This is a genomic window from Kangiella spongicola, assembly GCF_003194565.2.
Classification (GTDB): domain Bacteria; phylum Pseudomonadota; class Gammaproteobacteria; order Enterobacterales; family Kangiellaceae; genus Kangiella; species Kangiella spongicola.
In genome coordinates, this window is the sequence record NZ_QICH01000003.1 from 104267 (window position 1) to 124713 (window position 20447).

The window sequence follows — 20447 nt, forward strand, 5'->3', positions numbered from 1 at the left end:
CTGAAATTTGCACTGGATTTACGTTCCAGAAAGCTGAGGAAAATTGAAAATGTCGATATCTGCACCAAAAGCAGGCGAAAAGTCTATTGTTGTCTGCGCCTTATATAAATTCGTAACTCTCGAAAACTTCGAAGAAATCCGTCAACCATTGCTCGATGTCATGCTTGATAATGACGTTAAAGGTACCTTGTTACTTGCGCAAGAAGGTATTAATGGCACCATCGCTGGCACACGCCAAGGCATTGATAATGTTCTAACTTGGATTAAGAGTGACGAGCGTTTGGCTAGGCTTGATCATAAAGAGTCTTTCGAAGAGTTTATGCCGTTTTACCGCACAAAAGTAAAACTAAAAAAAGAAATCGTCACTATGGGCGTCGAAGGTATTGACCCTAAAGAAGTGGTGGGGACTTATGTCAAGCCTAAAGATTGGAACGATTTAATTTCTGATCCTGAAGTCTTATTGATCGATACGCGCAATGATTATGAAGTTGGGATTGGTACTTTTAAAGGTGCTGTAAACCCAAAAACAGAAACATTTCGTGAATTCCCTGAATACGTTAAAGAAAACTTAGATCCTAATAAGCATAAGAAGGTCGCGATGTTTTGCACCGGTGGTATCCGCTGTGAAAAATCGACGGCTTATCTGAAAGAACAGGGCTTCGAGAACGTATTCCACTTAGAGGGCGGCATCCTAAAGTATTTAGAAGAAGTGGATAAAGAAGAGTCGATGTGGGAAGGCGAGTGCTTCGTTTTCGACAACCGCGTGGCGGTCGATCATGACTTAAAGAAAGGGCAGTATGACCAATGTCATGCTTGTCGTATGCCTATCACGGAAGAAGAAATGCAGCATGAGAAGTATGAGAAAGGTGTTAGCTGCCCACATTGCTACGATAAACAAACGCCTGAACAACGTCAGCGTTACATTGAGCGCGAACGTCAGGTTCAGTTAGCTAAAGCTCGCGGTGAGAAGCATATCGGTTCGGAAGTTATAACAGCCATTGCAAAGCGTCGTCAGTGGAAGAAACAATCAAGAGCGCAGCAAGCTAACAAAAGCCAATCAAAGGCCAGTTAGTTCTTAATGTCTTTGTTTATTAGCAAAAATATATCCTTAGGTGATCATGAAATTGACTTACAGGCCATTCGCGCGCAGGGCGCGGGTGGTCAAAACGTCAACAAGGTCGCCTCGGCGATCCACCTTCGCTTTGATATCGCACATTCTTCGTTACCTAAGGAAGTTAAAGAGCGACTGTTAAAAAGTAATGACTCTCGAATCACAACAGAGGGTGTTCTTATTATCAAGGCGCAATCCTTCCGCACCCAAGAACGCAACCGTGACGACGCGATTAAGCGCTTACGAGAAGCGATTCAGCGTTGTTTAAAAGCGCCAAAAAAGCGAATTCCTACCAAACCCTCGAAGGCTGCAAAACGCCGACGTTTAGAAAATAAAAAACAAAAAGGGCAGAAAAAATCTTTGCGTGGCAAAGTGGATTTTTAAAAACTATTGAAGATATTGTAATGATGGTAACTGTCAATTCTTTACAATTGTTAAAATCTAGTTCCTTGCATCCCGCCTATAACTCCTTATATTAAATAGTAAGTTGTTCTTAAATCGAAAGTTACATTAACTTAAGGAGAGATTTATGGCAGAGTTCAAGAAGTCAAAAGATAAAGTGATTGCAGGGGTTTGTGGCGGTATTGCAAAGTGGTTAGGTTGGGATACTTCGCTAACACGGATTCTCTACACATTGCTGACTATTTTTACTGCTTTTGCGGGTGTAATCATTTACATTATTTTGTGGATTGTCATGCCTAATGAATAACAGCGTGGCAAAAAATTAATAAGAGGTATCTATGATAAAAGTCGGTGATAAATTGCCAAATGTTACGGTAAAGGTTATGGGGAAAGATGGTCCTGAAGATATTAAAACGGATCAAATATTTTCTGGAAAAAAAGTTGTTCTGTTTGCAGTGCCCGGTGCTTTCACTCCAACCTGCTCGGCAGCTCACTTACCAGGATTCGTTGTCAACTACGATCAAATTATAGAAAAGGGCGTTGATACCGTAGCTTGTATGTCGGTTAACGATGTTTTTGTTATGGATGCTTGGGAAAAAGACCAGAATGCAGAGAATTTACTCATGGTTGCCGATGGTAATGCTGACTTTGCTGAAGCATTAGGTCTTGATATGGACGGCACTGGCTTTGGCATGGGCGTTCGTTCGAAGCGTTTCGCCATGATTGCTGAAGATGGCGTAGTGACTGCGCTTGAAGTAGATGAGAAGGGCTTCGAGAAAAGCTCAGCAGAGAATATTCTCTCACTACTTTAAGTCCTACAGTAGACAATTAAAAAAGCCACCCTCAGGTCAAGGGGTTCAGTAAAACTGGACTTATTTGGCCGGGCTAATTAATATGAACCTCGTATATAAGGAAATTTATACTAGGGTCTTTTTCATTGTCCAACCAAAAATCTAGTCAGAAACGAAATTGAATACCTCCTGAATTCGAAGGTATGCAGGTTAACTCGTGTAAAAATTTACGCTGTGAGAATTTTGGTGTACCGGCAAGTAACTCTCGGAACGACCCAAACTACAGAGTCTCAGGCTCAGCGAAGCCTGTTTTAAGTAATCAAAGGTCAAAAAAAATCCAAAGGCCTTCAACTCGAGTAATTATCTGCAAAAAATGTAAGCAGTCAGTATCATTAAAAAACAACCAAGCTATTGTTGAAACAGGCCGCTCATTATTGTGGCATCCAGATAATTTATGTTGCCCTAATCATGACTGCACCAACCATATCAATGCATTGAGTGTCAGTGATCACCCGAAGCAATACCTAAAAAAAGGAAAAACTGATACTGGGAATCAGCGCTGGGGCTGTAAAGAATGTGGTAAGCGATTTGTTATCACAAGAAACGAGCAACATCCAAGTAGAGGGCCATACTCACACCTGTACATCCCAACAATTAACCATGTATTGAATAGCAATAAAATTAAAAGGATAATGGAGGTGCTGGATATTCACCCTCAGGTGATCTATGACAATATTGAGAAAGCCTATAAAGCATGCGTGCGCTTTAATAGACAAAGGGAAGCAAAGCTAAAACATATAGGTGAAAAGCAAAAGAAGAATTTTCTCTGTACCGATAGACAAACCTACATGATTAACTGGCGCCGAAGGTTTGATAGAAGAAATATTGCTATCCGCTCTACCGCTACTGCTGACTGCTCTAGCAGTTATATTTTCCCTGTCCATACTACTTATGACCCTCATGCAGATAGAGAAATAATTCATAAGGTTTCACACCAACGTGGTGATCAAGACTTCACTTCTGCTCTTCGCAGATACTCTCAGTACTGGTTAGACGATGACTACAACCTGCAAGAACATGGCAAAAAGTTCCCCAGTACCTTATTAAGCGATGTAGACCCTTGACCTTTCCCCTACATTAGTACCATGGCTTTGATGAGATTTTCATTCTAAGCTGCCTGTTTAGCAAACGCCACAGGCGTCATGTAATTTAATGAACTGTGTGGGCGTTCATGGTTGTAGTGATAACGCCACTGCTCTATCTGCTTTTTAGCTTCTTCAAGACTTCGAAACCAATGCTGATTAAGGCAACCGTCTCTAAACTTACCATTAAGACTTTCTACAAATGCATTTTGTGTCGGTTTTCCTGGTTGAATGAAGCTCAGCTTTACACCGCTATCTTCCGACCAAAAGAACATAGCTTTACTGGTAAATTCGGGGCCATTATCACAAACCAGGTTTTTTGGTTTCCCTCGCTGCTCAATCAGTTCATTGAGAAAGCGTGCAACCTGCTGACCCGAGATGGACACAGAGACCAACTGACCTATCATTTCTCTTGAAAAATCATCCACGATATTAAGCACCCTGAAACGGCGGCCATTACTGAGTTGATCAGATACAAAGTCCATCGACCATCGTTCGTCTGCCTTCAATGGCGTGTCCATCACAACTCTGGGGCGAGTCAGTTTCTTACGCTTCTTAGTACGCACCTGCAGCTTTTCCTCGGTGTAAAGCCGATATGTCCGCTTCTTATTAATGACCAGTCCCTCAGCCTTAAGCAGGTTGTGCAACAATAAATAGCCATAGCGTGGGTATTGACTAGCCAGCTCTTTGAGCCGTAGCCTAAGGCGCTGCTCATCCTTAACCTTTGCCTGATAGCGGAAACCGCTACGACTCAACCCCACAAGCTGACAAGAGCGCCTTTCACTTACCGCAAAGCCTGTTTTAAGATGGTTAATCACACTCTTCTTGCTCGCAGGGCCTACCACTTTTTTGAGACGACATCCTTCAGGGCTTCATTCTCCAAGAGCTTTTCTGCTAACAACTTCTTAAGCTTATTATTCTCGGATTCTAACTCCCGCAAGCGCTTGGCTTCGTTAACCTCCAATCCAGCATACTTGCTTCGCCAGTTATAGAAAGTTCCGTTAGAAATACCGAGCTCTCGGCAAATATCATCGACCTTACGGCCTGATTCATGCGACTTGATGGCACTGATTATTTGTTCTTCGCTGTATCGTTTCTTCATTCGGAGATCTCCTCTTCGTTAAAATAACTGGAAATCTCATCCTTGTCATGGACTGAATTTTGGGGGAAAGGTCACCCTACCTCCCGTGTCACTGCAAAGTATCGAGAAACAGCTCAAAGAGATGATGTTGACGTTCCTGATGATCAAATTTCGTATGCTAACCAACTTCCTTGGAAAGGTATGCAACTTCGAGAAGAGTATGTCATGCATGCTCACTTCAATCTCACAAGACAGTTATTATCAGGTTTTGAGTCTATTCATTTTTTGAATCGACTTGATTTACTAGCCTAAACCTTATTTAGGTTGTACCAAGATCGACCATTTGACTCTGTAACAAGCACAGAGTAATTTTTCTGTGTCTTTCTAGCTGCTATTTTGGCTTTTTCTAGTACATCAGAGCGAGATATATTTCCCTGATAGTTGTACTCTGCGTCTGGTAGCTGGAAAGTAACCCCGTCATCTGAAGTGATTGTCTTATCAAATCCTTCGCTATTCATGTACTCGTATAGTTCTTCGTAATCTTCTAAGTCAGCTTTATAAAGAACAACCCGAACGGTAAATGCTGCCATATTCTCCTCCTTGTTATGGTTATAACTATGCAAATGTGAAGTTAAACTTAATGCATCTTTTCATACTTATTTATCTCACTATCATTTGGGACATTAAATATAACTTTAACGCCACCAAATACATCACTCTTTTTACTTTGTAAGAGATACATTTTCTTGTTGTGGGCAAATAAGCTAGGATGAAATTTAATGACAATTTCTTTGTCATTAATCCAGTATATTTCATCGATAAAACCTCTCCAGTCATTTGGCGAGTCATAAAATTTAAACATTGGAATATTTATAGTTTCACCAACCAAGTTATCTACTGAAAGCTCTGCTTGATAACCAGAGATGAAACTCCCTGATCGATATATCATTATTGTTACTTCGCCTTTACTTTCTTTATAGAGCACTCTACTTTCGCCTTTCCACCACCCAGCGTAATAACTCAATGCTGTAATAAGCACGGATACTAAAATAATAATTATTTTCTTCAATTGCATAAAATATCACCAATCTGACTTTTAAGTTGGTCAATAGCAGTTTGCTTTTCACATTCAGAGCCGTTCTTTATTTTATCGAAGCTCTTATTAATCGCATCTCCGACTTTTGCTCCTGCTAAGTTACCAGCCATTTCTGCCATAGCTTCTGGCGTTTTTGATCCTCTAGCCAAATCTGCATGATCCAAAGCCTGCATACCACCATATACACTGTATGCAGCATTGCCACCAGTTACAACCCCGCCAGCATTCATGTAGACATGTCTTATTACATCTCCATTTTGACCACCTGAAACTAATTCAGGCCTAAACCCTGATGTTTGAGTATTACGAGTATTTCCATTTCGGGCTAAATTATACGCCGCACCCATAAAAAAGCCGCCGAGCTGACCTCTGTCAACCATTTTCGGATGACTAATAATTGCCATCATCTGATCCACCAAGCCTGCACAAGAAATTTTCAAACCTAAGGGGTCAATATAAGAGGTCGGCATATTGTTTACATAGGTGTAAGTATTTATTCCTCCTGTTTGACCAATTGGATCAGATTGAATATAACGCCCTATACTTGGGTCGTAATCCCTAAAGTAGTTGTAATATAACCCAGTTTCTTGATCAAAATACTGTCCAGGAAATCCAGGGTTATAATTACCGATACTATCTTGTTCTACTACTCTATCGAATTCATAATTACTTGCCCTCCAAACGGTAGATTGAGTCCCATTAGAAATTCTTTCAGCTCTTCCCAAATGGTCATTATGAACGTAGTAAAGTACGTTGTTTTTTATTACCCCGATTATTTTACCGTGCAAATAAACATACTCTTTTAAGACTGTGCTACTTGAATCATGCTCAGCTATGAGTAAACCTGTCTCGTCATATAAGTAATGATAAGTACCATAACTACTGGACTTGGATGTTCGCTGCCCCATGGCATTGTGTTTAAATTGTGTAGTTTGGCCTGATTTACTGTACTGAGAAAGCCTATTTTCAGAGTTATAAGTAAAACTTTCATTACTAGTCGCTGACAAATTACCATTACTGTTATAATTATAAGGTGCTATTAAGCCACCACTTGTTGTTTGGGTAAGTTGGTTGCTTGTACTAGAGTAGGAGTATGTTTTTTGCAAAACCCCATTTTTGTAGTGTTTAGTTCTATTGCCTACAGAGTCATAGTAATACGAATAGTTACCTTTTGACGCAGAATTGGCTGTTTTAAGTCTATTCAAAGAGTCATAGGTATAGGTCTGGGTGTTACTAGAAATTTTTGAGTTTTGAATCTTAGTAATATTGTTATTATTATCGTAAGTATAGCTTAGGTCTTGAACAGGGTGACTATAAATACGAGTTGGCCTAAAGCTTACGTCGTAATCAATAAATCGATATATCCCATTTCCATACTGATATTCTTTAGTTGGCCCAAATGGCAGGTATTTGATGTCGCTTACAACATTTATAGTGCTCGCCCCGTCATTGTAACTAACCTGAGATATTTGTCCTTTATTATCATAAGAATATAAGATCTTGTGTCCAGATGGATATGTCACTTGAGTAACACGATTCATGCCATCATAAGCATAGTAAGTATTATAGTAGATTCCATCAATCTTTGAACGTTTACGAGTAATATTTCCAACGCTGTCATACCAATATACTGTCTGCCCAGAAGAGTCATTAACATAGTAAAGCCTTCCTAATCGGTTGGTACCAGAGTCATAAGCATATGTTTTGGAGCTAGAGCCACTGCTTTCGGTCTTAATTCGACCTATAGCGTCATAGGTAAAGTTAGACGTGATGCCACTACCTCTAATAATCTGTGTGACTTGACCAGCTTTATTATAACTGTAAGTTGTTACACCTGTATCAGGACTTATAATTTCTTCTAGCTCACCAAAGCCAGAGTACTTGTAGGTGGTTGTTAAGCCACGAGCATCGGTAACTGAAGCAGTTCTTCCACCATTATCGTAAGAATATTGTGTCACCTTACCACTCGGATCTGTAACAGATTTGACCCGATTGAGAGCATCATAAGAATATACAGTGGAATTGCCATAAGAATCAACCACTTGTGAAATATTACTGTTATCGTCATACTGGTAATCGGCTACCTGGCCATTCACACCTAGAGCCTTTTGTAGACGTCCCATAGCATCATACTGGTAGTTATCAGTTTTTATTGACCGGAACTCTGTAGTGACGGTCGGCTCACAGTTGCCAAGAAGAGTTCTAAGTTGATTGGATATACCCTCGTCAAGTGTCATAAAGGGTTCAAATCCTCCGCAGTCGGGCGGTGGCATAACTACAACTGTAAATTCCTTCATTATTTTTCTGCTAATAACATCACTGTTAGCATTTCTAGTGTAAAGAATGTATGAGCCAACTCTATCAAGTGTTTTGGTTAACCTGTAAGCTTGGTCATAGACATTTCTAACAAAGTTACCATCAGGCAAATCTACGCGAGTGATTAAACCTAATGCGTTATATGTGAAGCTCGTAGTTTGTAAGCCTTTGAGATGATGTACTTTTTGAGTTAGAATTTTTCCTTGGGCATCATACGTGTAGTCTGTAATTAAACCATTGACGGAAGTTATTCTACGAGGATTACCCAAAGAGTCATAATTACTGTACGTAACGGTATGACCCTTAGAGTTTTGGATGCTCGTTAGGTTTCCTTTGTTGTCATAATAGAGAGTGGTAGTATCAGCTACATCAGTTCTTGGCCCATCAATAGTTTTTGATGCTGTGACTCCATTGCTGTGACTAGTATAGCTTGTCGACACTATCCGTTTTTCAGCAGCTACTCCATGCTGAGATAAGTTTGTAAGAGTCGTTTTAGTTACTCTTGCAAGTGAGTCATATTCATACTCGGTTCTCAAATCTAAGGTTTCAATTTTTGTTACATAGCTTTCCCCATTATTCCATGTGAAGTATGTAGTTTTTTCGTCTGGAGTTCCCTTGGCATAAGTTTGACTTAATAACTGGCCATTATCATTATATGTATAGTCTGTCTTTACACCTTTCCAGTCTAAAGTGTAGTCAGTCATACCTTTTGAGTCGTAAGCAATATTTTTATTTGCTGACGGACAGTTAGGAGAGTATAACCGTTCAACTTTCACTAACTTATTGACGCCGTTGATTTCCTGATATCGATAACGATCACTGTGTCCTAGTGGGTTAGTTACAGTTGTAAGATTGGTTCCAAACGAGAATTGGTACTTTTCTACTTCTGTGGATGAAGATGCCCAGTGAGATGTTGACTTACCTTTCCCACTAGAATTATAGGCAAAGGTTGCATATTTAGTGCCGTTAATATTGATTTGTGTTAGAGCCCCGGGGAATCTAGAATCTCCATAAATATACGTCCGTGTAACTGATGGGGAGCCAGGCTTAGATGCTCCAGCCAAATATCCCCCAGAATAACTATAGGTATAATTATTTCCTGCATTATCCGTTAGACTAGAAACCTTTCCCGAACTCCAGTTTAAAGCTATAAACCTACCCGAAGAGTGGGTGATTTTTGTTAAATTTCCATTTGTATAACTGTAAGTGTGAGTGATACCTCCCGGGAAACGTTTTTCTAATAACTTACCACTTGAGTTATATTTTTCGGAATATCCAGAACCTGCGCTGAGTTTATAACCTCCATCAGACTGTCTTTGGACTGTATTGACAACATCATTATTCCTAGCTTGATAAAAGCCTCCTGAAGGAAACCCGCTGTCCACGTAGTATCTTATAATTTCGCCTTGGGCACCGTGTTTATCTATTGAGTAATACGGATAACTCCCATTAAAAGTGAGTTTAGATTCAAAGCTTGCAATCCATTTGTTTCCGAAAACACCACTGTGATTAGAGAAGTTATTGTAATTTCTCACAACGGTTAACGGAAACTCTCCCATGCCTATAAAATCTACATCTGTTTGAAGCTTATTCCCTGTTCCTATTAAGATTGGATTACCTTTTTCACACTGATCGGGATCAGACTCTTTATCCTCTGACTCTGGAGTCTCGGTTAAAGAGGAATCACCTCCGCCACCAGAACCATACCCACCAGAGTACGTCATACCTCGAAAGGCTCCGCTACCTAGGCGAACACATCCATAACTTACAAAGGTACGCATTACCATTATCGTACCTGGTGGGCAGGTGGTTCTTTGACCACGAACGATTATTCTTTCTGCCTCATCAGCTATAACAATTTCAGAAGTAAGTGGAGAAAACAGGAACAAAGTAGTGAAAATTACAATAATGAGCCTTTTCATAAAGGTAGTCCTTTTATATTTTTTGTATTTATCGCCTAGGACTGACTTTAGGTCAATAGCTGATGCAAATTCGCATAGAATATTCAGTGAAAAGCCATACTACTTGTAAGATATACCTTACAAGTACGGTTCAAATTGAAAGGGAGTACTTCCTTGTGTAATTTGACGCAAATCTTCTCGGATGGGGCATCTAGCTGATGCATTTAGCTAGGCTTTTAAAGTAACTTAAGGGCATTGTATAGGCAGATACTTGAGGCAGGTACCGTTAAAAGCTTGAAGAGAGTCAAGTTAATTCATACAGCTCATAACAGGTGATGACATCTTGAAAAAATCCTTATTAATCAGAAGTATAGATTTTTTACAGTATTATACAAAAAAACCCGCTAAGCGGGTTTTTTGAGAATTTGAATGAGCAAGCTTATCCTAGCCTCCAGAGCCAGCACCTACTAAAAAGTTACCTGATTGTTGAATATGTTTCATATTTTCCCCTTTTTGCGGTTTACCTGCATATATTCATGATATGTCCGTTAGCAAGGAATATCAAGAAATATCGATTTTCGGATTATATAGTGTTTGAGGTGTTTATCAACAGTTAGTTCCATCTAGTTGCTATCACATTCCCACCAGAGCGTTACAGACTGATAAGGAAAGATACCATACGGTAACATCCATATGAGGGTGCTATTATCATTACAAACAGACTCTAACTCTTGGAAATGGTTAGCCTTAGCGTACACATTCAGACCTTCAATATTATTTGAAACTGTCAAACGCATCCCCTCGGTTGGCTGCATGCAAACCCAAAGCTCTGAATCTAGGTGTTGCTTTATTAGACTCCCTTCGCCTTGAACTACTATTGTCTCCCCTGGGTCAAGTACAACTTCTCTGCTAAATGATACCTGATCATCTCCTTCAGTATTAGAGCTTTCTGCAATTTCATCTTCGGTCAGCTGGTTTTCACCAATCTTCATTTTTCTAATTTTAACCAATGCTTTGTACTCTGGATCAATTGGAGACTCAAGATTAAACTCTACTGTATGTTTTTGCTTTGTAGTACTTATATTCTTCAATGAGTACTTTAATATAATTTCACAGAGATAATACTTCTTGGCAATCTCGGTAATTATATTCTCATCCAGTTCACCAAAGGCATTACCTATTTTCATTTCTTTAATCGTGTAGATAACCTCATAATTTTCCCGAGAAATATTTGATTGTAAAAGACATTTTTCAACTTCAGTCATAACACTTTTGGGGATGTGTCTTTTATATACAGCTTGTACAACATCTCGATTTAACTCTTCAGCTAATTTATTTGCAGCATTCTGCTGCTTTTGTCTAGAGAATTTTTCGACTGTATAGATTAGCAATACTGCTACAAATCCAGAGGTTCCTGCATTATTTAAGAATATCTTAATAGTTGGATACCCCTCTAACATTTTCGTCTGGGCAACAAATAGACATATTGCTCCCAATAAAATAACTACTAGGTTAAATAGATTAAAAAGAGCATTTTGATCTTTGGTGGTGGACATTCGCTTGCATTCCTATTCTTGTAATTAGCGTAATGAGATTTAAGCACATCATTATCTAAGCTACAATATTCAATCCTTCTCTTAAAACTTGCTTACTAGCACCAGCATCCTTAAAAAGGCATACATCTCCAAGGTTGCTGGAATTCTAATCTAGGGATTTATCTTAAGACACAATACTAAGTTGCTTTGCTGGCAGGAGTTTGACTCTAGTTAAGGCAATGGCATTGAATCTCAAAGGCTTGTTAACTTTAATCGCTTTAAAATTTTCTAATGAATTGCCACAACCTAACTGAAAGCTATGTATGCACCGGTTTGTCAACTATGGTCATATACGTATATACTACAAAAAAGCCACCCCTAAGTATTTTAGAAGTGGCTTTCAAACCTCTTATCAAAAAGTCCAGTTTTACTGAACCCCTTGCCCTCAGGTGGCTTTTTTAATATCAGGTTTAGTGGTAACTATCTTTTAAGAGTTATCGCCTGTTTCGTTAACGTCACTAATTTCTGTGGCTTCCTTAGCTCGCTGGTTTTCAGCTTCGAGTTGCTTTAATGTTTCCTCTAATCCCACTTTAGAAATTTGCTCACGGTATTGGTTAGCATAGCTTTTAGCCATACTGACGCCTTCAATTATCACATCAGTGACTAACCAAGTTTCATCCGGTTGAACCTTTAAGCGATAATCAATAATGATAGGTTCGCCTTCGTTCGGTTGTATGGTTGAGCGCACGTTGGCTAGATTGCCACTTTTTGAGTATTGAGTGTCATCATAAGTAATTGGCTGACCATCATAGTTAGCAAGGCCTTTAGAGTAGCTATTTAAAAGTAAGCCTATGAATTCTTTGATAAATTTTTCACGTTGCTCTGCGGTGGCTTGCGTCCAATATGTCTTACCAAGGATTCGTTTTGCCATATACTCACTGTCGACTTCAGGTAATAAGTAGTCGCGAATCAGACTTTTGGCATATTCTGAGTCAGTTTTAATCTTTTCTTTATTGTTTAAAATCTCAGTACTGATTTTTTGAGTCACCGTCTCTAGGTGAATTTTAGGATCTTCGAACGCCAAACTAGATAGGCTGTAGGTTAAAAATGTTAAAGCAATCAAAGCTTTAGACGCAAGATGTTTCATGGTTTCCCCTTAAATAAGGATGTCTGACACTAATAAAGTGGTTGTTATTTTACCTTTGCCGACCATCTTAAACAATCGACCTGAACTAATGCTTAATGGCTTTAGGTCTTAGTTCTCACAATAGAGCGAGTTTTAAATACAGCGGGCTGGCTTTGGAAGCCCCGCAATCTTGGTGGCTTGTTTGGCTGGGCCTTCAGGGAATAATATGTGGAGATAAATACTATTACCTTTTTCTGTAGACCACTGATTAGCTAAATACTTAACCAAAGGGCGGATCGAGGGGCTAGTGTTAAACTCAACGTAGAATTGTCTGACGTACTGGACTACCTGCCAGTGATCTTCGTTTAACTCAATACCTTCTTCTTCGGCGATAGCGGTTGCAACCGCCTCATTCCACACCGATGAGTCAGTTAGATATCCTTCTTTATCACGGGGAAGAGTGGTGAGGTCAACACTCATAGCCAAGTCACCGTTTTATCATAGGCTAAAGTGAGTTCGACAAATCCTTCGTAGTCCTTAATTGTCCAACCTTCCTTGGGCTTTAAACCTCTGGCTATGAGATCCTCTTCAATTACGTAATACTGCGACATTGGCTTTTCTTGTGCTGCTACAATCACTGCATCTTCGATAAGAATTAGGCCGTCGTCCGCGCTCATGGCTGATTGACATTGTGACAGTAGGCTTGGTTTATTCAGAATATAGAGTGTTTTCATAAATAGTGCTTATAGCATAAAGACAAAGTCAGACTCAGAGATGACTTGCTTGATGGTTTCTTGTGAGGTGGTTTCGGCAACTGGCAAAAGCTGCTCCTGGGTGATGCCACGCTCAACCAAATCATGCTCCGCAATTAAGCGTGTTTCGATGCCATATAAATCCAGCGCCTTAAAGGTTGGGCTATGATTCTTCATATAGAGCACATCGGGTTGCTGGTTATCGAGCAACTGATAAACGCCATCTTCAATAAACAAAGCTTTTATTTCCATGTCAAAAGCCGCGGCCATTAGAGCAATATCGAGTAACTCGCGGCCAGACTGCGAGCCATAAGGGGCTTTATTGAAGATGATTGATAGGGATTTACTCATAATGAATATCTCACGAAGTTCATCCAAACGTTATAAGCCGATCGCTTTCAAGCATGGCTTCGGTTAATTGCCCTAAGCCGCTAATTTCGAAAGCTGGGTCTAGGTTATCACCCGTTAGGGCGTTGCGATCCGCTTCTACTGCATTGGTAATGCCGCGCTTCATGGCTACTGTGACACAAGCGACTAACTCAAAATCGTGCTCAATCGCTAGTTTTGCCCATGACTTGGTTAAATTATACTCGTCAGAAGGCGGGTGGTTTAAACGACTAGCCACCAAAACGCCATCACCATAAAAAAATACGCGTTTGAGCTCATGGCCTACTGACAACAAGCTTTTGGCAAATTGAATAGCGCTAAACTGACCTTGTGCAGAATGTGGGCTTGCAGTAACCAATAAAGAAAAAGTTGCCATACAGCGTTTAAACAAATAGATTAGTATGGATATTTTATAGTAATTAAAAACAAATTGTTAGGTGCGCATACATGAAGAACCTTGGGCGGTATATTTATATACTTTGCGTAACGCTTATTTTGAGTGTTATAAGTGTTAAAGCGAGTGCTACTGCTTTTTTCGAAACAGGTGAAGCGCAAGTAACAACCACCCTTGATAATGGTGGTTGGGTCACAGTTAACCTCCAAAAGTCTTATGTAAACCCTGTGGTGATTGCTGGTCCGGTTAGTCACAACAACGTCAATTCACTATCGGCAAGAATTCGTAATGTAAGTGGAAACAGCTTCGAAATTGGCGTTCAAAGCCCCTGCGAGTCGTTTAATCGGTATGCTGGCACAACACCACCAGCGGCAAACACCTGTCCGGTTGTCCCGTGGGTAAGTGAATCAGTCCAATGGATAGTCATTGAGCAAGGGACTTGGGTATTTCCAGATGGAACCAAGGTTGAAGCTTATAACCACCCCACGAACACATTAAGAAGCAAGGCCGGTTCAGGCTCAGCCAGAGACGTCATCTCGTTCAGCCACAACTACACAACTCGCCCAGCCATCATCCATAGCGTCAGCAGTTTTAATGAAGCTGACTGGGTGACTTCTTCTGTTTGGGGACCATCAACCAACAGAAACACCTTGCCAGATATTACCGGGTTCAGCTTAACTCTTGAGGGCGGTGAAGCTGAGAATTCTCATGCTACCGAAGTAATTGGGTGGATGGCAATCGAACCAGTGAGTGGTCTCAATAACGGCAATAGATACTCGGCGGGCGTAGTAGATCGAATCGTCGACAGACACAACGACGAGTGCCAGATTATAAACATAGGGGCTAGTTACACTTCGATTCCAAATGTTATTGCAAAACATAATACGATGGCTGGTGGTGATGGCAGCTGGGTTAGATTGTGTGGGACGGAGATTGGGCTGACCAACTTCTTTGTGCATATGGATGAAGACCAAGTGACCGATGTTGATAGGACGGGTATTGACGAAGCTGTTTCTTGGTTTGCTTTTGAAAATGTTAGCTTCGGGGTTTTAGAATTTTTAACTGCAACTAAAACGGTCACTGATGAAGATAGCGATGGAATCGCTGGCCCTGGTGAGCTACTGACCTATACGGTGACGATAACTAATCAACAAGATGATTTTGCACAAGTTAATAATCCCACGAGTACTGAGCCTGAGTTTATAGATGTGCTGGATGCAAACGTAAGTTTTGATTCGGTAGTGTCAGCTTCGAGCGGAAGTTTGACTTATAACTCGACCGCAGGGCGACTTGAGTGGCAGGGTAGTGTGCCTGCATCTGGCACTGTGACTTTACAGTACCGTGCAAGAGTGAATTCCGATATGTCGATATGTGCGCTTAGCTCTATCAGCAATCAGGGGCAATTAAATATGGATCCGATTGATGATGCGTCGGTTATTGGAGATATTGATAATCTTAATCAAATAACCGAACTTACAGATGATCCAGGTCGAGACGATGGAGTGGATAGTGATAGCGATGGAGCGACTGATGATGATGACGCTACAGTCATTTCTGCTGGCTGCCTAGCCGATATCTCAGTCACAAAAGATGATTCATCTGTAAGTTATACTCCGGGACAGAGCTCTAGCTATACTATTGTGGTGTCTAACTCGGGGCCCCATACAGTTAATGGTATGCAAGTGTCTGACTCATTGCCTTCGGGGTTGACGATTAGTGGGGTTATTTCGTGCTCGGTTACGACGGGAACGGGAAATTGTGGCGCACAATCAATATCCGGTCAAAACTATAACCAAACGATAAATTTAGACAAAGACAGCGCTATAACGGTTATTATCCCTGTTATTTATGACACGGACCCTTCAAGCTTCTAACAAAAAAACGCCACTGCAATAGTGGCGTTTTAAGTTAGTTCAGATTTTTGGAGCGGTTACTTTAAACCAAGAACCTCTTTACCCTGTTTAAAAGTCACGTCTACAGGGATTTGTTTTTCTTCAAGGTGTTTTAAATCAGCTGCTAGCTGCTTGCTAATACCCCCTTGGTTGTTCAACAAGTTTTTAGCGGCTTCATAATCGCCGTTTCCTTGAATCACAAGAATGGTTTCTGATAAGTCGTTCATCGCTTGCGTCATTTTGTCGAAGTTGACGCTGTATTGGCCAGTTTCTTCATCGCGCTCGAAAGCACCTTTGTCTTTAAAGAAATTGAAGCGAACCATGTTAGCTTTACCATGGGCACTGCTAGCGCCAAATCGAACTGAGCGGAAGATGCCGGCTAAGAAGGTGACATAGTTATCCATCAGTTCACCTTCTTTAATTTCTCCTTTCTCATAAAGCTTGCTGATCATATAAAGACCAAGAATATCAGCTTTGCCTTCTTCTAGGGCTGATGCAGTTTCTTTAAGAGCGCTACGCACAGTACCTTTATCATTAATGGTATTCTTAATACCTAGGCCATGAGCAACTTCGTGGAACATGGTGTTAGCGAAGAATGCATCGAAGGTGATGTGTTTACGCTGGTCTTCAGCAATCAACTCGTCAGCAATAGGCACTAGGATTTTGTCGAACTTAGCGCGCATAGCGTTTTTCAGCTGTAAGCGACGGGTACCTTTGGCCAGTTGCACTTTTTCATCGTTAGGCAAGTTGATCGCAATAGTTTTTGAGCCAGCGTTGCTGTCGCCCGCATAAAACACCACGTCATAGGCATTTAAGTCACTATCCGTTCCAGGCATTTCTTGTTTATACTTTTGCTCGACTGGTAGGCCCTTTTGAAGCTCTGGTAAAAAGGCGGCAAAACGAGACAGGCGCTCACTCCACTCAAGATCTTTAATTAAGACATACGCTGAGAACGAAGCGCGATAACCAAACAGCTGATCTTCATAGGTTTCAATAGGACCAATAACGACTTCGACAGGATTGTTTTTCATGTCCATCCAAGCAAAGTCAGACGGCTGGTAGTTATCAGTGATTAAAGCATCAGCGCGTAGTTTTAGGTAGTTTTTAAAATCTTTATCTTCAGCAAGCTCAGATGCTTTATGTAAAAGTTCGCTAGCTTTTAGCAGTTCTTCTTTAAAGGCTGTAGAATAGGGGACTAAGGCCAAATTACCTTTGTCATCGCGTCTAACCAGTGTGTATAGACCTTTTTTACCTTCTTGTTCCCAGTTCTCAAACTCGGTAACCGTCATATCATCTGGATAAAACTCGGCGCCTTTGCTTTTTTTGTCATAGCCTTCAAGAAAAGGTTTATTGTTATCCAGCCTGTCCCAAGGACCATAGTTAATTTGAGCAAACTTTTTAGCTTTAGGATCTTCGATGCTTGCTAATAGCTCTTGCTTGTTACCATAAGCCTGTTTCCAGAATAGGCCATCCATGATTTCACCGGCTTCAATCAACAGCCCAATCATTTCTTTTTGATTATCCGAAAGGTGGCTCAAGTCACTGGTTAGCGTGAAAGGTGCATAAATGTCGAAGCGGGAATACTCTTCGTTAACCTTATCGCTTGATTCTTGTGTTGCTTCTGACTGAACAAGAGCTCGTTCTGTTTTAACGTCATTGGTGGCTTTTTCAGTTGCTTTGTCTGAGTTATCAGAGCAGGCGCCTAACGCCATCAGTACTGAAAAACTCAAAGCACAGATTGATATATTATTAAATTTTTTCATGCCTTATCCTATTGTTGTAAAGCTTTAAGGTGTCAATGGAGCTTATATTACCACAGCATAAGGTAATCTTTCCGAGTTGATGTTCACCAATAAAGATTACCTAAGAGAGCCTTCTAAAAACGACTAAACACGTACTTCTCACGCTTCACCTGCTTAACGCCAAAGTCTTTATCTTTAAGCATTTCAAAGACTTCATCGACCATATTCGGGTTGCCACAAAGGTAAGCGATATCAGTTTCAGGGTTTGGATTCAGCTCAGCGAGTTTATGCTGGACATAGCCAGAAAAGCAGCCGGGCTTTTCTTCACGGCTCAAGCAAGGGTGGAAGTGGACATGATCCAGCAACGCGACTGCTTTGAAATCGTCCAAGTAAAACATATCTTCTAGATATTGTGCGCCAAACAGAATGTGAAACTCTGTATCGGTTCGAGTTCTCATTTGCTCGATCATACTTCTATACGGCGCGACGCCAGTACCTGTTCCCACTAAAAACACCCGTTTAGGTAACTCTTCGGTTAAGCAAAGCAGGCCAAATGGTCCGGTCATCTCCATTTCTTTGCCAGGTTCCGCGTTGAAGAAAAGTTCGCTTGCTTTTCCGCCTTCAACGTAAGAAATCACAAACTCAATATAGGTTGAGTCAACACCATCGGTTTCCATATTGGCGATTGAGTAGCTTCGCTTAATGGGGCGACCGTCCTCGGTGCCAAGCATAAAAGAAACGAACTGTCCTTGTTTATAAGTAATCGTTTTCGGATCTTCTAAACGAAAAACAAGCTTTCGTACATTTGGAGTAATCGGTTCATTCGTTTCTAGGCGAACTTTGTAGCTAGGAATTGCCATTATTGACCTTGGTTGTTTCCAGAATTGGATTTTGGCACCTATTATATAAAACCTCATGTAAATATCTAGGCAGGCCAAAATCAGGCTAAATATAAACTTTTGTCAATTTTGATTCAGTTATGGTTCATTTCACATTTGTTCTACTGTTAATCAGGCTCCCGAGTGAACGCCATGATTAGCTGTCATAAGTTAAGCGGTGCGCATGTTAAAGGGGTAATTAACGATAGGAGACAGTGATGTTAAATAAAACCATACAATATTCTGCAGTTGCTCTGGCGGTTATGTTAGCGAGCACCAGCGCGAGTGCGGCACCAGAAAAAGAACCGGTTGCTGTGGGTAGTGAGACAAGTGCGACCATAACGAAGGCTATCGCAAAGCGAGCAGCGACAACGACCACTGTTAACGACAAAAGCGATGCGATCACTGTCAGTAAACCACCGCTATTTAATACTAGCGCCTCGCTTCAGCGCACCAACACCTATAGCAATCAGAAGTCTGCCAAGAATTTAAAGCAAGAGCTCAAGGCGTTCCAAGCTTTAGACTTTAATAACAAGGCAAAGAAAACGCGTGCTGAAATACAAAAGCATCGCCAAGCGAATAGCACCTTAGCAAAATCGTCAGGTAATGCCGAGAAATACGGTAGTAATCACCTTTATATCCATGATGGCGCAGTCTATCTTTATGATGACCTCGATGGCGATGGGTATTACAGTAAGTTGCGTGTAGATTTTGACGTGGATTCGTCTTATAGCGACTATTTTGACGTTTATGCCGAGTTGTTTATCCGTAGAGTCGGTGATGCAGAGTGGACTCACTATTACACCACGAATGTTTTTGAAATCTACTCAGATTACAGCTCTGATGAGTACAGCGTAACTACACGGCTGAATACTGGTTTCCCACCAGGGAGTTACGAGGTTCTAATCGATTTGTTTGAGTACGGTTACTATGGTGTGGTCGATACCTTAAGCCCTTATAACGACTATGATTTAACCAACTTGCCATTAGAAGATAAAACTTATGAGTCTAGCGGAGTTTACACAGATACTTATGTTGATAGCGTAAAAACAGAGATCTTTACTGATGCTGATGGCGATGGGTTCTATCGTGAGTTTACGATTTCCTTTGATGTTGATACGGAAAACAGCAATTCACGTGACGTTTATGTCAACCTATACCAGCGCAGTAACGGCAACCAATGGCTGTTTGAAACCACGACAGATGTCTTTACAGTAAATGGCTTTAGCGCCGATGATGTCTATGAGATCAGTGGTGATTGGCAATCAGGTTATCCTGCAAATTATTACGACTTTAGGTTAGAAGTTATTGATGCGGATACAGGGGAAGTCTTGGATGATGTTTCACCAGAGTTTTCATCTTTACTGCAAGTACCATTAGAAGACGCTAATAACGACACTCGCCAGTCAGATCCTAATCCGCCTAGCTCAACGACAAGCTCAGGTTCAGGTGGGGGTAGCACAGGTGCCTTAACCCTAGTTTTCTTAGCATTATTAGGGGCTTGGAGACGAAAAGTTAAGCGTTAAACTACAAAAAACATCTAAATTAGTGTAGTCTTGCTGGTGCTTGAAAAGGGGAGTCATTATGAAAGCATCAGCAAGGCATATTTTAGTATCTGATAAAAAGCTCTGCCAAAACATTAAAAAGGAAATCGATTCTGGAGCCGAGTTCTCACTCATGGCTTCAAAGCATTCCCAGTGTCCCTCTGCCTCACGAGGTGGGGAGCTCGGCATATTTCGCAAAGGTATGATGGTTGCAGCGTTCGATGAGGTGGTTTTTAGCCAACCTCTGAAGGTCGTTCACGGCCCTGTCAAAACAAGCTTTGGTTACCACCTAATAGAAATTATCGAGCGCGAGGAGTCTGTACCCGAGACGGTTTAAATTTAATGCAAATCTGACGA

At 40.9% G+C, this 20447-nt stretch carries 20 protein-coding genes; 8 read left to right on the top strand and 12 right to left on the bottom strand.

Going from position 1 to position 20447, the window contains the following annotated elements:
* The first annotated feature begins 49 nt into the window (after nt 1–49).
* The 5 genes from trhO to DL796_RS09420 all read left to right on the top strand — a co-directional run bounded on the left by trhO (nt 50) and on the right by DL796_RS09420 (nt 3428).
* Nucleotides 50–1072 carry an oxygen-dependent tRNA uridine(34) hydroxylase TrhO gene (gene trhO / locus DL796_RS09400; protein ID WP_110201462.1) on the top strand — a complete coding sequence of 341 codons (1023 nt, stop codon included), beginning with the start codon at nt 50–52 and terminating at the stop codon, nt 1070–1072.
* A gap of 6 nt (nt 1073–1078) precedes the next feature.
* Nucleotides 1079–1495: an alternative ribosome rescue aminoacyl-tRNA hydrolase ArfB gene (arfB, locus tag DL796_RS09405; protein ID WP_110201463.1), complete on the top strand. Its 417-nt coding sequence runs from the start codon at nt 1079–1081 to the stop codon at nt 1493–1495.
* A gap of 145 nt (nt 1496–1640) precedes the next feature.
* A complete protein-coding gene (locus DL796_RS09410; RefSeq protein WP_110201464.1) occupies nt 1641–1820 on the top strand; it encodes a PspC domain-containing protein in 180 nt (59 codons plus the stop codon).
* Between the two features lie 31 nt (nt 1821–1851).
* Nucleotides 1852–2325 carry a peroxiredoxin gene (locus tag DL796_RS09415; protein WP_110201465.1) on the top strand — a complete coding sequence of 158 codons (474 nt, stop codon included), beginning with the start codon at nt 1852–1854 and terminating at the stop codon, nt 2323–2325.
* 473 nt (nt 2326–2798) lie between these two features.
* Nucleotides 2799–3428: an IS1/IS1595 family N-terminal zinc-binding domain-containing protein gene (locus DL796_RS09420; RefSeq protein WP_196597995.1), complete on the top strand. Its 630-nt coding sequence runs from the start codon at nt 2799–2801 to the stop codon at nt 3426–3428.
* A gap of 44 nt (nt 3429–3472) precedes the next feature.
* On the opposite strand, the gene DL796_RS09425 is transcribed toward DL796_RS09420, so the two are convergent.
* From DL796_RS09425 to tusD, 10 genes are all read right to left on the bottom strand, one after another.
* Nucleotides 3473–4548, bottom strand: a protein-coding gene (locus DL796_RS09425; protein ID WP_110201467.1) for an IS3 family transposase whose coding sequence is annotated in 2 segments (ribosomal slippage) — nt 3473–4299 and nt 4299–4548 — 1077 coding nt in all. Because the reading frame shifts where the segments join, the coding sequence is not laid out codon by codon here.
* 287 nt (nt 4549–4835) lie between these two features.
* Complete coding sequence (locus tag DL796_RS09430; protein WP_110201469.1) at nt 4836–5117, bottom strand: type V toxin-antitoxin system endoribonuclease antitoxin GhoS; 282 nt, start codon at nt 5115–5117, stop codon at nt 4836–4838.
* A gap of 47 nt (nt 5118–5164) precedes the next feature.
* Nucleotides 5165–5602 carry a hypothetical protein gene (locus DL796_RS09435; RefSeq protein WP_110201470.1) on the bottom strand — a complete coding sequence of 146 codons (438 nt, stop codon included), beginning with the start codon at nt 5600–5602 and terminating at the stop codon, nt 5165–5167.
* A complete protein-coding gene (locus DL796_RS09440) occupies nt 5593–9861 on the bottom strand; it encodes an RHS repeat-associated core domain-containing protein (RefSeq protein ID WP_110201471.1) in 4269 nt (1422 codons plus the stop codon). Before DL796_RS09440 ends, DL796_RS09435 begins: the two co-directional genes overlap by 10 nt.
* A gap of 602 nt (nt 9862–10463) precedes the next feature.
* Complete coding sequence (locus tag DL796_RS09445) at nt 10464–11396, bottom strand: hypothetical protein (RefSeq protein WP_110201472.1); 933 nt, start codon at nt 11394–11396, stop codon at nt 10464–10466.
* Between the two features lie 466 nt (nt 11397–11862).
* The gene (locus DL796_RS09450) at nt 11863–12522 is read right to left on the bottom strand and encodes an MlaC/ttg2D family ABC transporter substrate-binding protein (RefSeq protein WP_110201473.1); all 660 of its coding nucleotides are present in this window, start codon (nt 12520–12522) and stop codon (nt 11863–11865) included.
* 132 nt (nt 12523–12654) lie between these two features.
* Nucleotides 12655–12981, bottom strand: a complete 327-nt coding sequence (locus tag DL796_RS09455; protein ID WP_110201474.1) for a TusE/DsrC/DsvC family sulfur relay protein — start codon at nt 12979–12981, stop codon at nt 12655–12657.
* Nucleotides 12978–13235: a sulfurtransferase complex subunit TusB gene (gene tusB / locus DL796_RS09460; protein WP_110201475.1), complete on the bottom strand. Its 258-nt coding sequence runs from the start codon at nt 13233–13235 to the stop codon at nt 12978–12980. Before tusB ends, DL796_RS09455 begins: the two co-directional genes overlap by 4 nt.
* Before the next feature lie 9 nt (nt 13236–13244).
* Nucleotides 13245–13604: a sulfurtransferase complex subunit TusC gene (gene tusC, locus DL796_RS09465; RefSeq protein WP_110201809.1), complete on the bottom strand. Its 360-nt coding sequence runs from the start codon at nt 13602–13604 to the stop codon at nt 13245–13247.
* Nucleotides 13605–13623: 19 nt separating this feature from the next.
* Nucleotides 13624–14016 carry a sulfurtransferase complex subunit TusD gene (gene tusD / locus DL796_RS09470; RefSeq protein ID WP_110201476.1) on the bottom strand — a complete coding sequence of 131 codons (393 nt, stop codon included), beginning with the start codon at nt 14014–14016 and terminating at the stop codon, nt 13624–13626.
* Nucleotides 14017–14135: 119 nt separating this feature from the next.
* Between tusD and DL796_RS09475 the strand changes: the two genes are divergently transcribed.
* Nucleotides 14136–15908, top strand: coding sequence for a DUF7927 domain-containing protein (locus DL796_RS09475; RefSeq protein ID WP_196597996.1), 1773 nt, complete (start codon nt 14136–14138; stop codon nt 15906–15908).
* Nucleotides 15909–15964: 56 nt separating this feature from the next.
* Here the strand turns inward: DL796_RS09475 and DL796_RS09480 are convergent, their stop codons facing one another.
* Together DL796_RS09480 and DL796_RS09485 are read right to left on the bottom strand one after the other, a co-directional pair.
* A complete protein-coding gene (locus DL796_RS09480) occupies nt 15965–17689 on the bottom strand; it encodes a dipeptidyl-peptidase 3 family protein (RefSeq protein ID WP_110201478.1) in 1725 nt (574 codons plus the stop codon).
* 113 nt (nt 17690–17802) lie between these two features.
* Nucleotides 17803–18528 (bottom strand): FAD-binding oxidoreductase, encoded by a 726-nt coding sequence (locus DL796_RS09485; RefSeq protein ID WP_110201479.1) that lies wholly within the window; start codon nt 18526–18528, stop codon nt 17803–17805.
* Nucleotides 18529–18764: 236 nt separating this feature from the next.
* Between DL796_RS09485 and DL796_RS09490 the strand changes: the two genes are divergently transcribed.
* Both DL796_RS09490 and DL796_RS09495 read left to right on the top strand, forming a co-directional pair.
* Nucleotides 18765–20072: a choice-of-anchor H family protein gene (locus DL796_RS09490; RefSeq protein ID WP_110201480.1), complete on the top strand. Its 1308-nt coding sequence runs from the start codon at nt 18765–18767 to the stop codon at nt 20070–20072.
* A 58-nt stretch (nt 20073–20130) separates the two neighbouring features.
* Nucleotides 20131–20427 carry a peptidylprolyl isomerase gene (locus tag DL796_RS09495; RefSeq protein WP_110201481.1) on the top strand — a complete coding sequence of 99 codons (297 nt, stop codon included), beginning with the start codon at nt 20131–20133 and terminating at the stop codon, nt 20425–20427.
* Nucleotides 20428–20447: the final 20 nt, after the last annotated feature.

Excerpts from the sequence above, each read along its gene's own strand:
- trhO (WP_110201462.1), top strand. The coding sequence starts at position 50 with ATGTCGATATCTGCACCAAAAGCAGGCGAAAAGTCTATTGTTGTCTGC.
- DL796_RS09495 (WP_110201481.1), top strand. The coding sequence starts at position 20,131 with ATGAAAGCATCAGCAAGGCATATTTTAGTATCTGATAAAAAGCTCTGC.
- tusC (WP_110201809.1), bottom strand. The coding sequence starts at position 13,604 with ATGAGTAAATCCCTATCAATCATCTTCAATAAAGCCCCTTATGGCTCG.
- tusD (WP_110201476.1), bottom strand. The coding sequence starts at position 14,016 with ATGGCAACTTTTTCTTTATTGGTTACTGCAAGCCCACATTCTGCACAA.
- tusB (WP_110201475.1), bottom strand. The coding sequence starts at position 13,235 with ATGAAAACACTCTATATTCTGAATAAACCAAGCCTACTGTCACAATGT.
- DL796_RS09440 (WP_110201471.1), bottom strand. The coding sequence starts at position 9,861 with ATGAAAAGGCTCATTATTGTAATTTTCACTACTTTGTTCCTGTTTTCT.
- DL796_RS09455 (WP_110201474.1), bottom strand. The coding sequence starts at position 12,981 with ATGAGTGTTGACCTCACCACTCTTCCCCGTGATAAAGAAGGATATCTA.
- DL796_RS09435 (WP_110201470.1), bottom strand. The coding sequence starts at position 5,602 with ATGCAATTGAAGAAAATAATTATTATTTTAGTATCCGTGCTTATTACA.
- DL796_RS09485 (WP_110201479.1), bottom strand. The coding sequence starts at position 18,528 with ATGGCAATTCCTAGCTACAAAGTTCGCCTAGAAACGAATGAACCGATT.
- DL796_RS09450 (WP_110201473.1), bottom strand. The coding sequence starts at position 12,522 with ATGAAACATCTTGCGTCTAAAGCTTTGATTGCTTTAACATTTTTAACC.
- DL796_RS09445 (WP_110201472.1), bottom strand. The coding sequence starts at position 11,396 with ATGTCCACCACCAAAGATCAAAATGCTCTTTTTAATCTATTTAACCTA.
- DL796_RS09430 (WP_110201469.1), bottom strand. The coding sequence starts at position 5,117 with ATGGCAGCATTTACCGTTCGGGTTGTTCTTTATAAAGCTGACTTAGAA.
- DL796_RS09410 (WP_110201464.1), top strand. The coding sequence starts at position 1,641 with ATGGCAGAGTTCAAGAAGTCAAAAGATAAAGTGATTGCAGGGGTTTGT.
- DL796_RS09480 (WP_110201478.1), bottom strand. The coding sequence starts at position 17,689 with ATGAAAAAATTTAATAATATATCAATCTGTGCTTTGAGTTTTTCAGTA.
- arfB (WP_110201463.1), top strand. The coding sequence starts at position 1,079 with ATGTCTTTGTTTATTAGCAAAAATATATCCTTAGGTGATCATGAAATT.
- DL796_RS09490 (WP_110201480.1), top strand. The coding sequence starts at position 18,765 with ATGTTAAATAAAACCATACAATATTCTGCAGTTGCTCTGGCGGTTATG.
- DL796_RS09415 (WP_110201465.1), top strand. The coding sequence starts at position 1,852 with ATGATAAAAGTCGGTGATAAATTGCCAAATGTTACGGTAAAGGTTATG.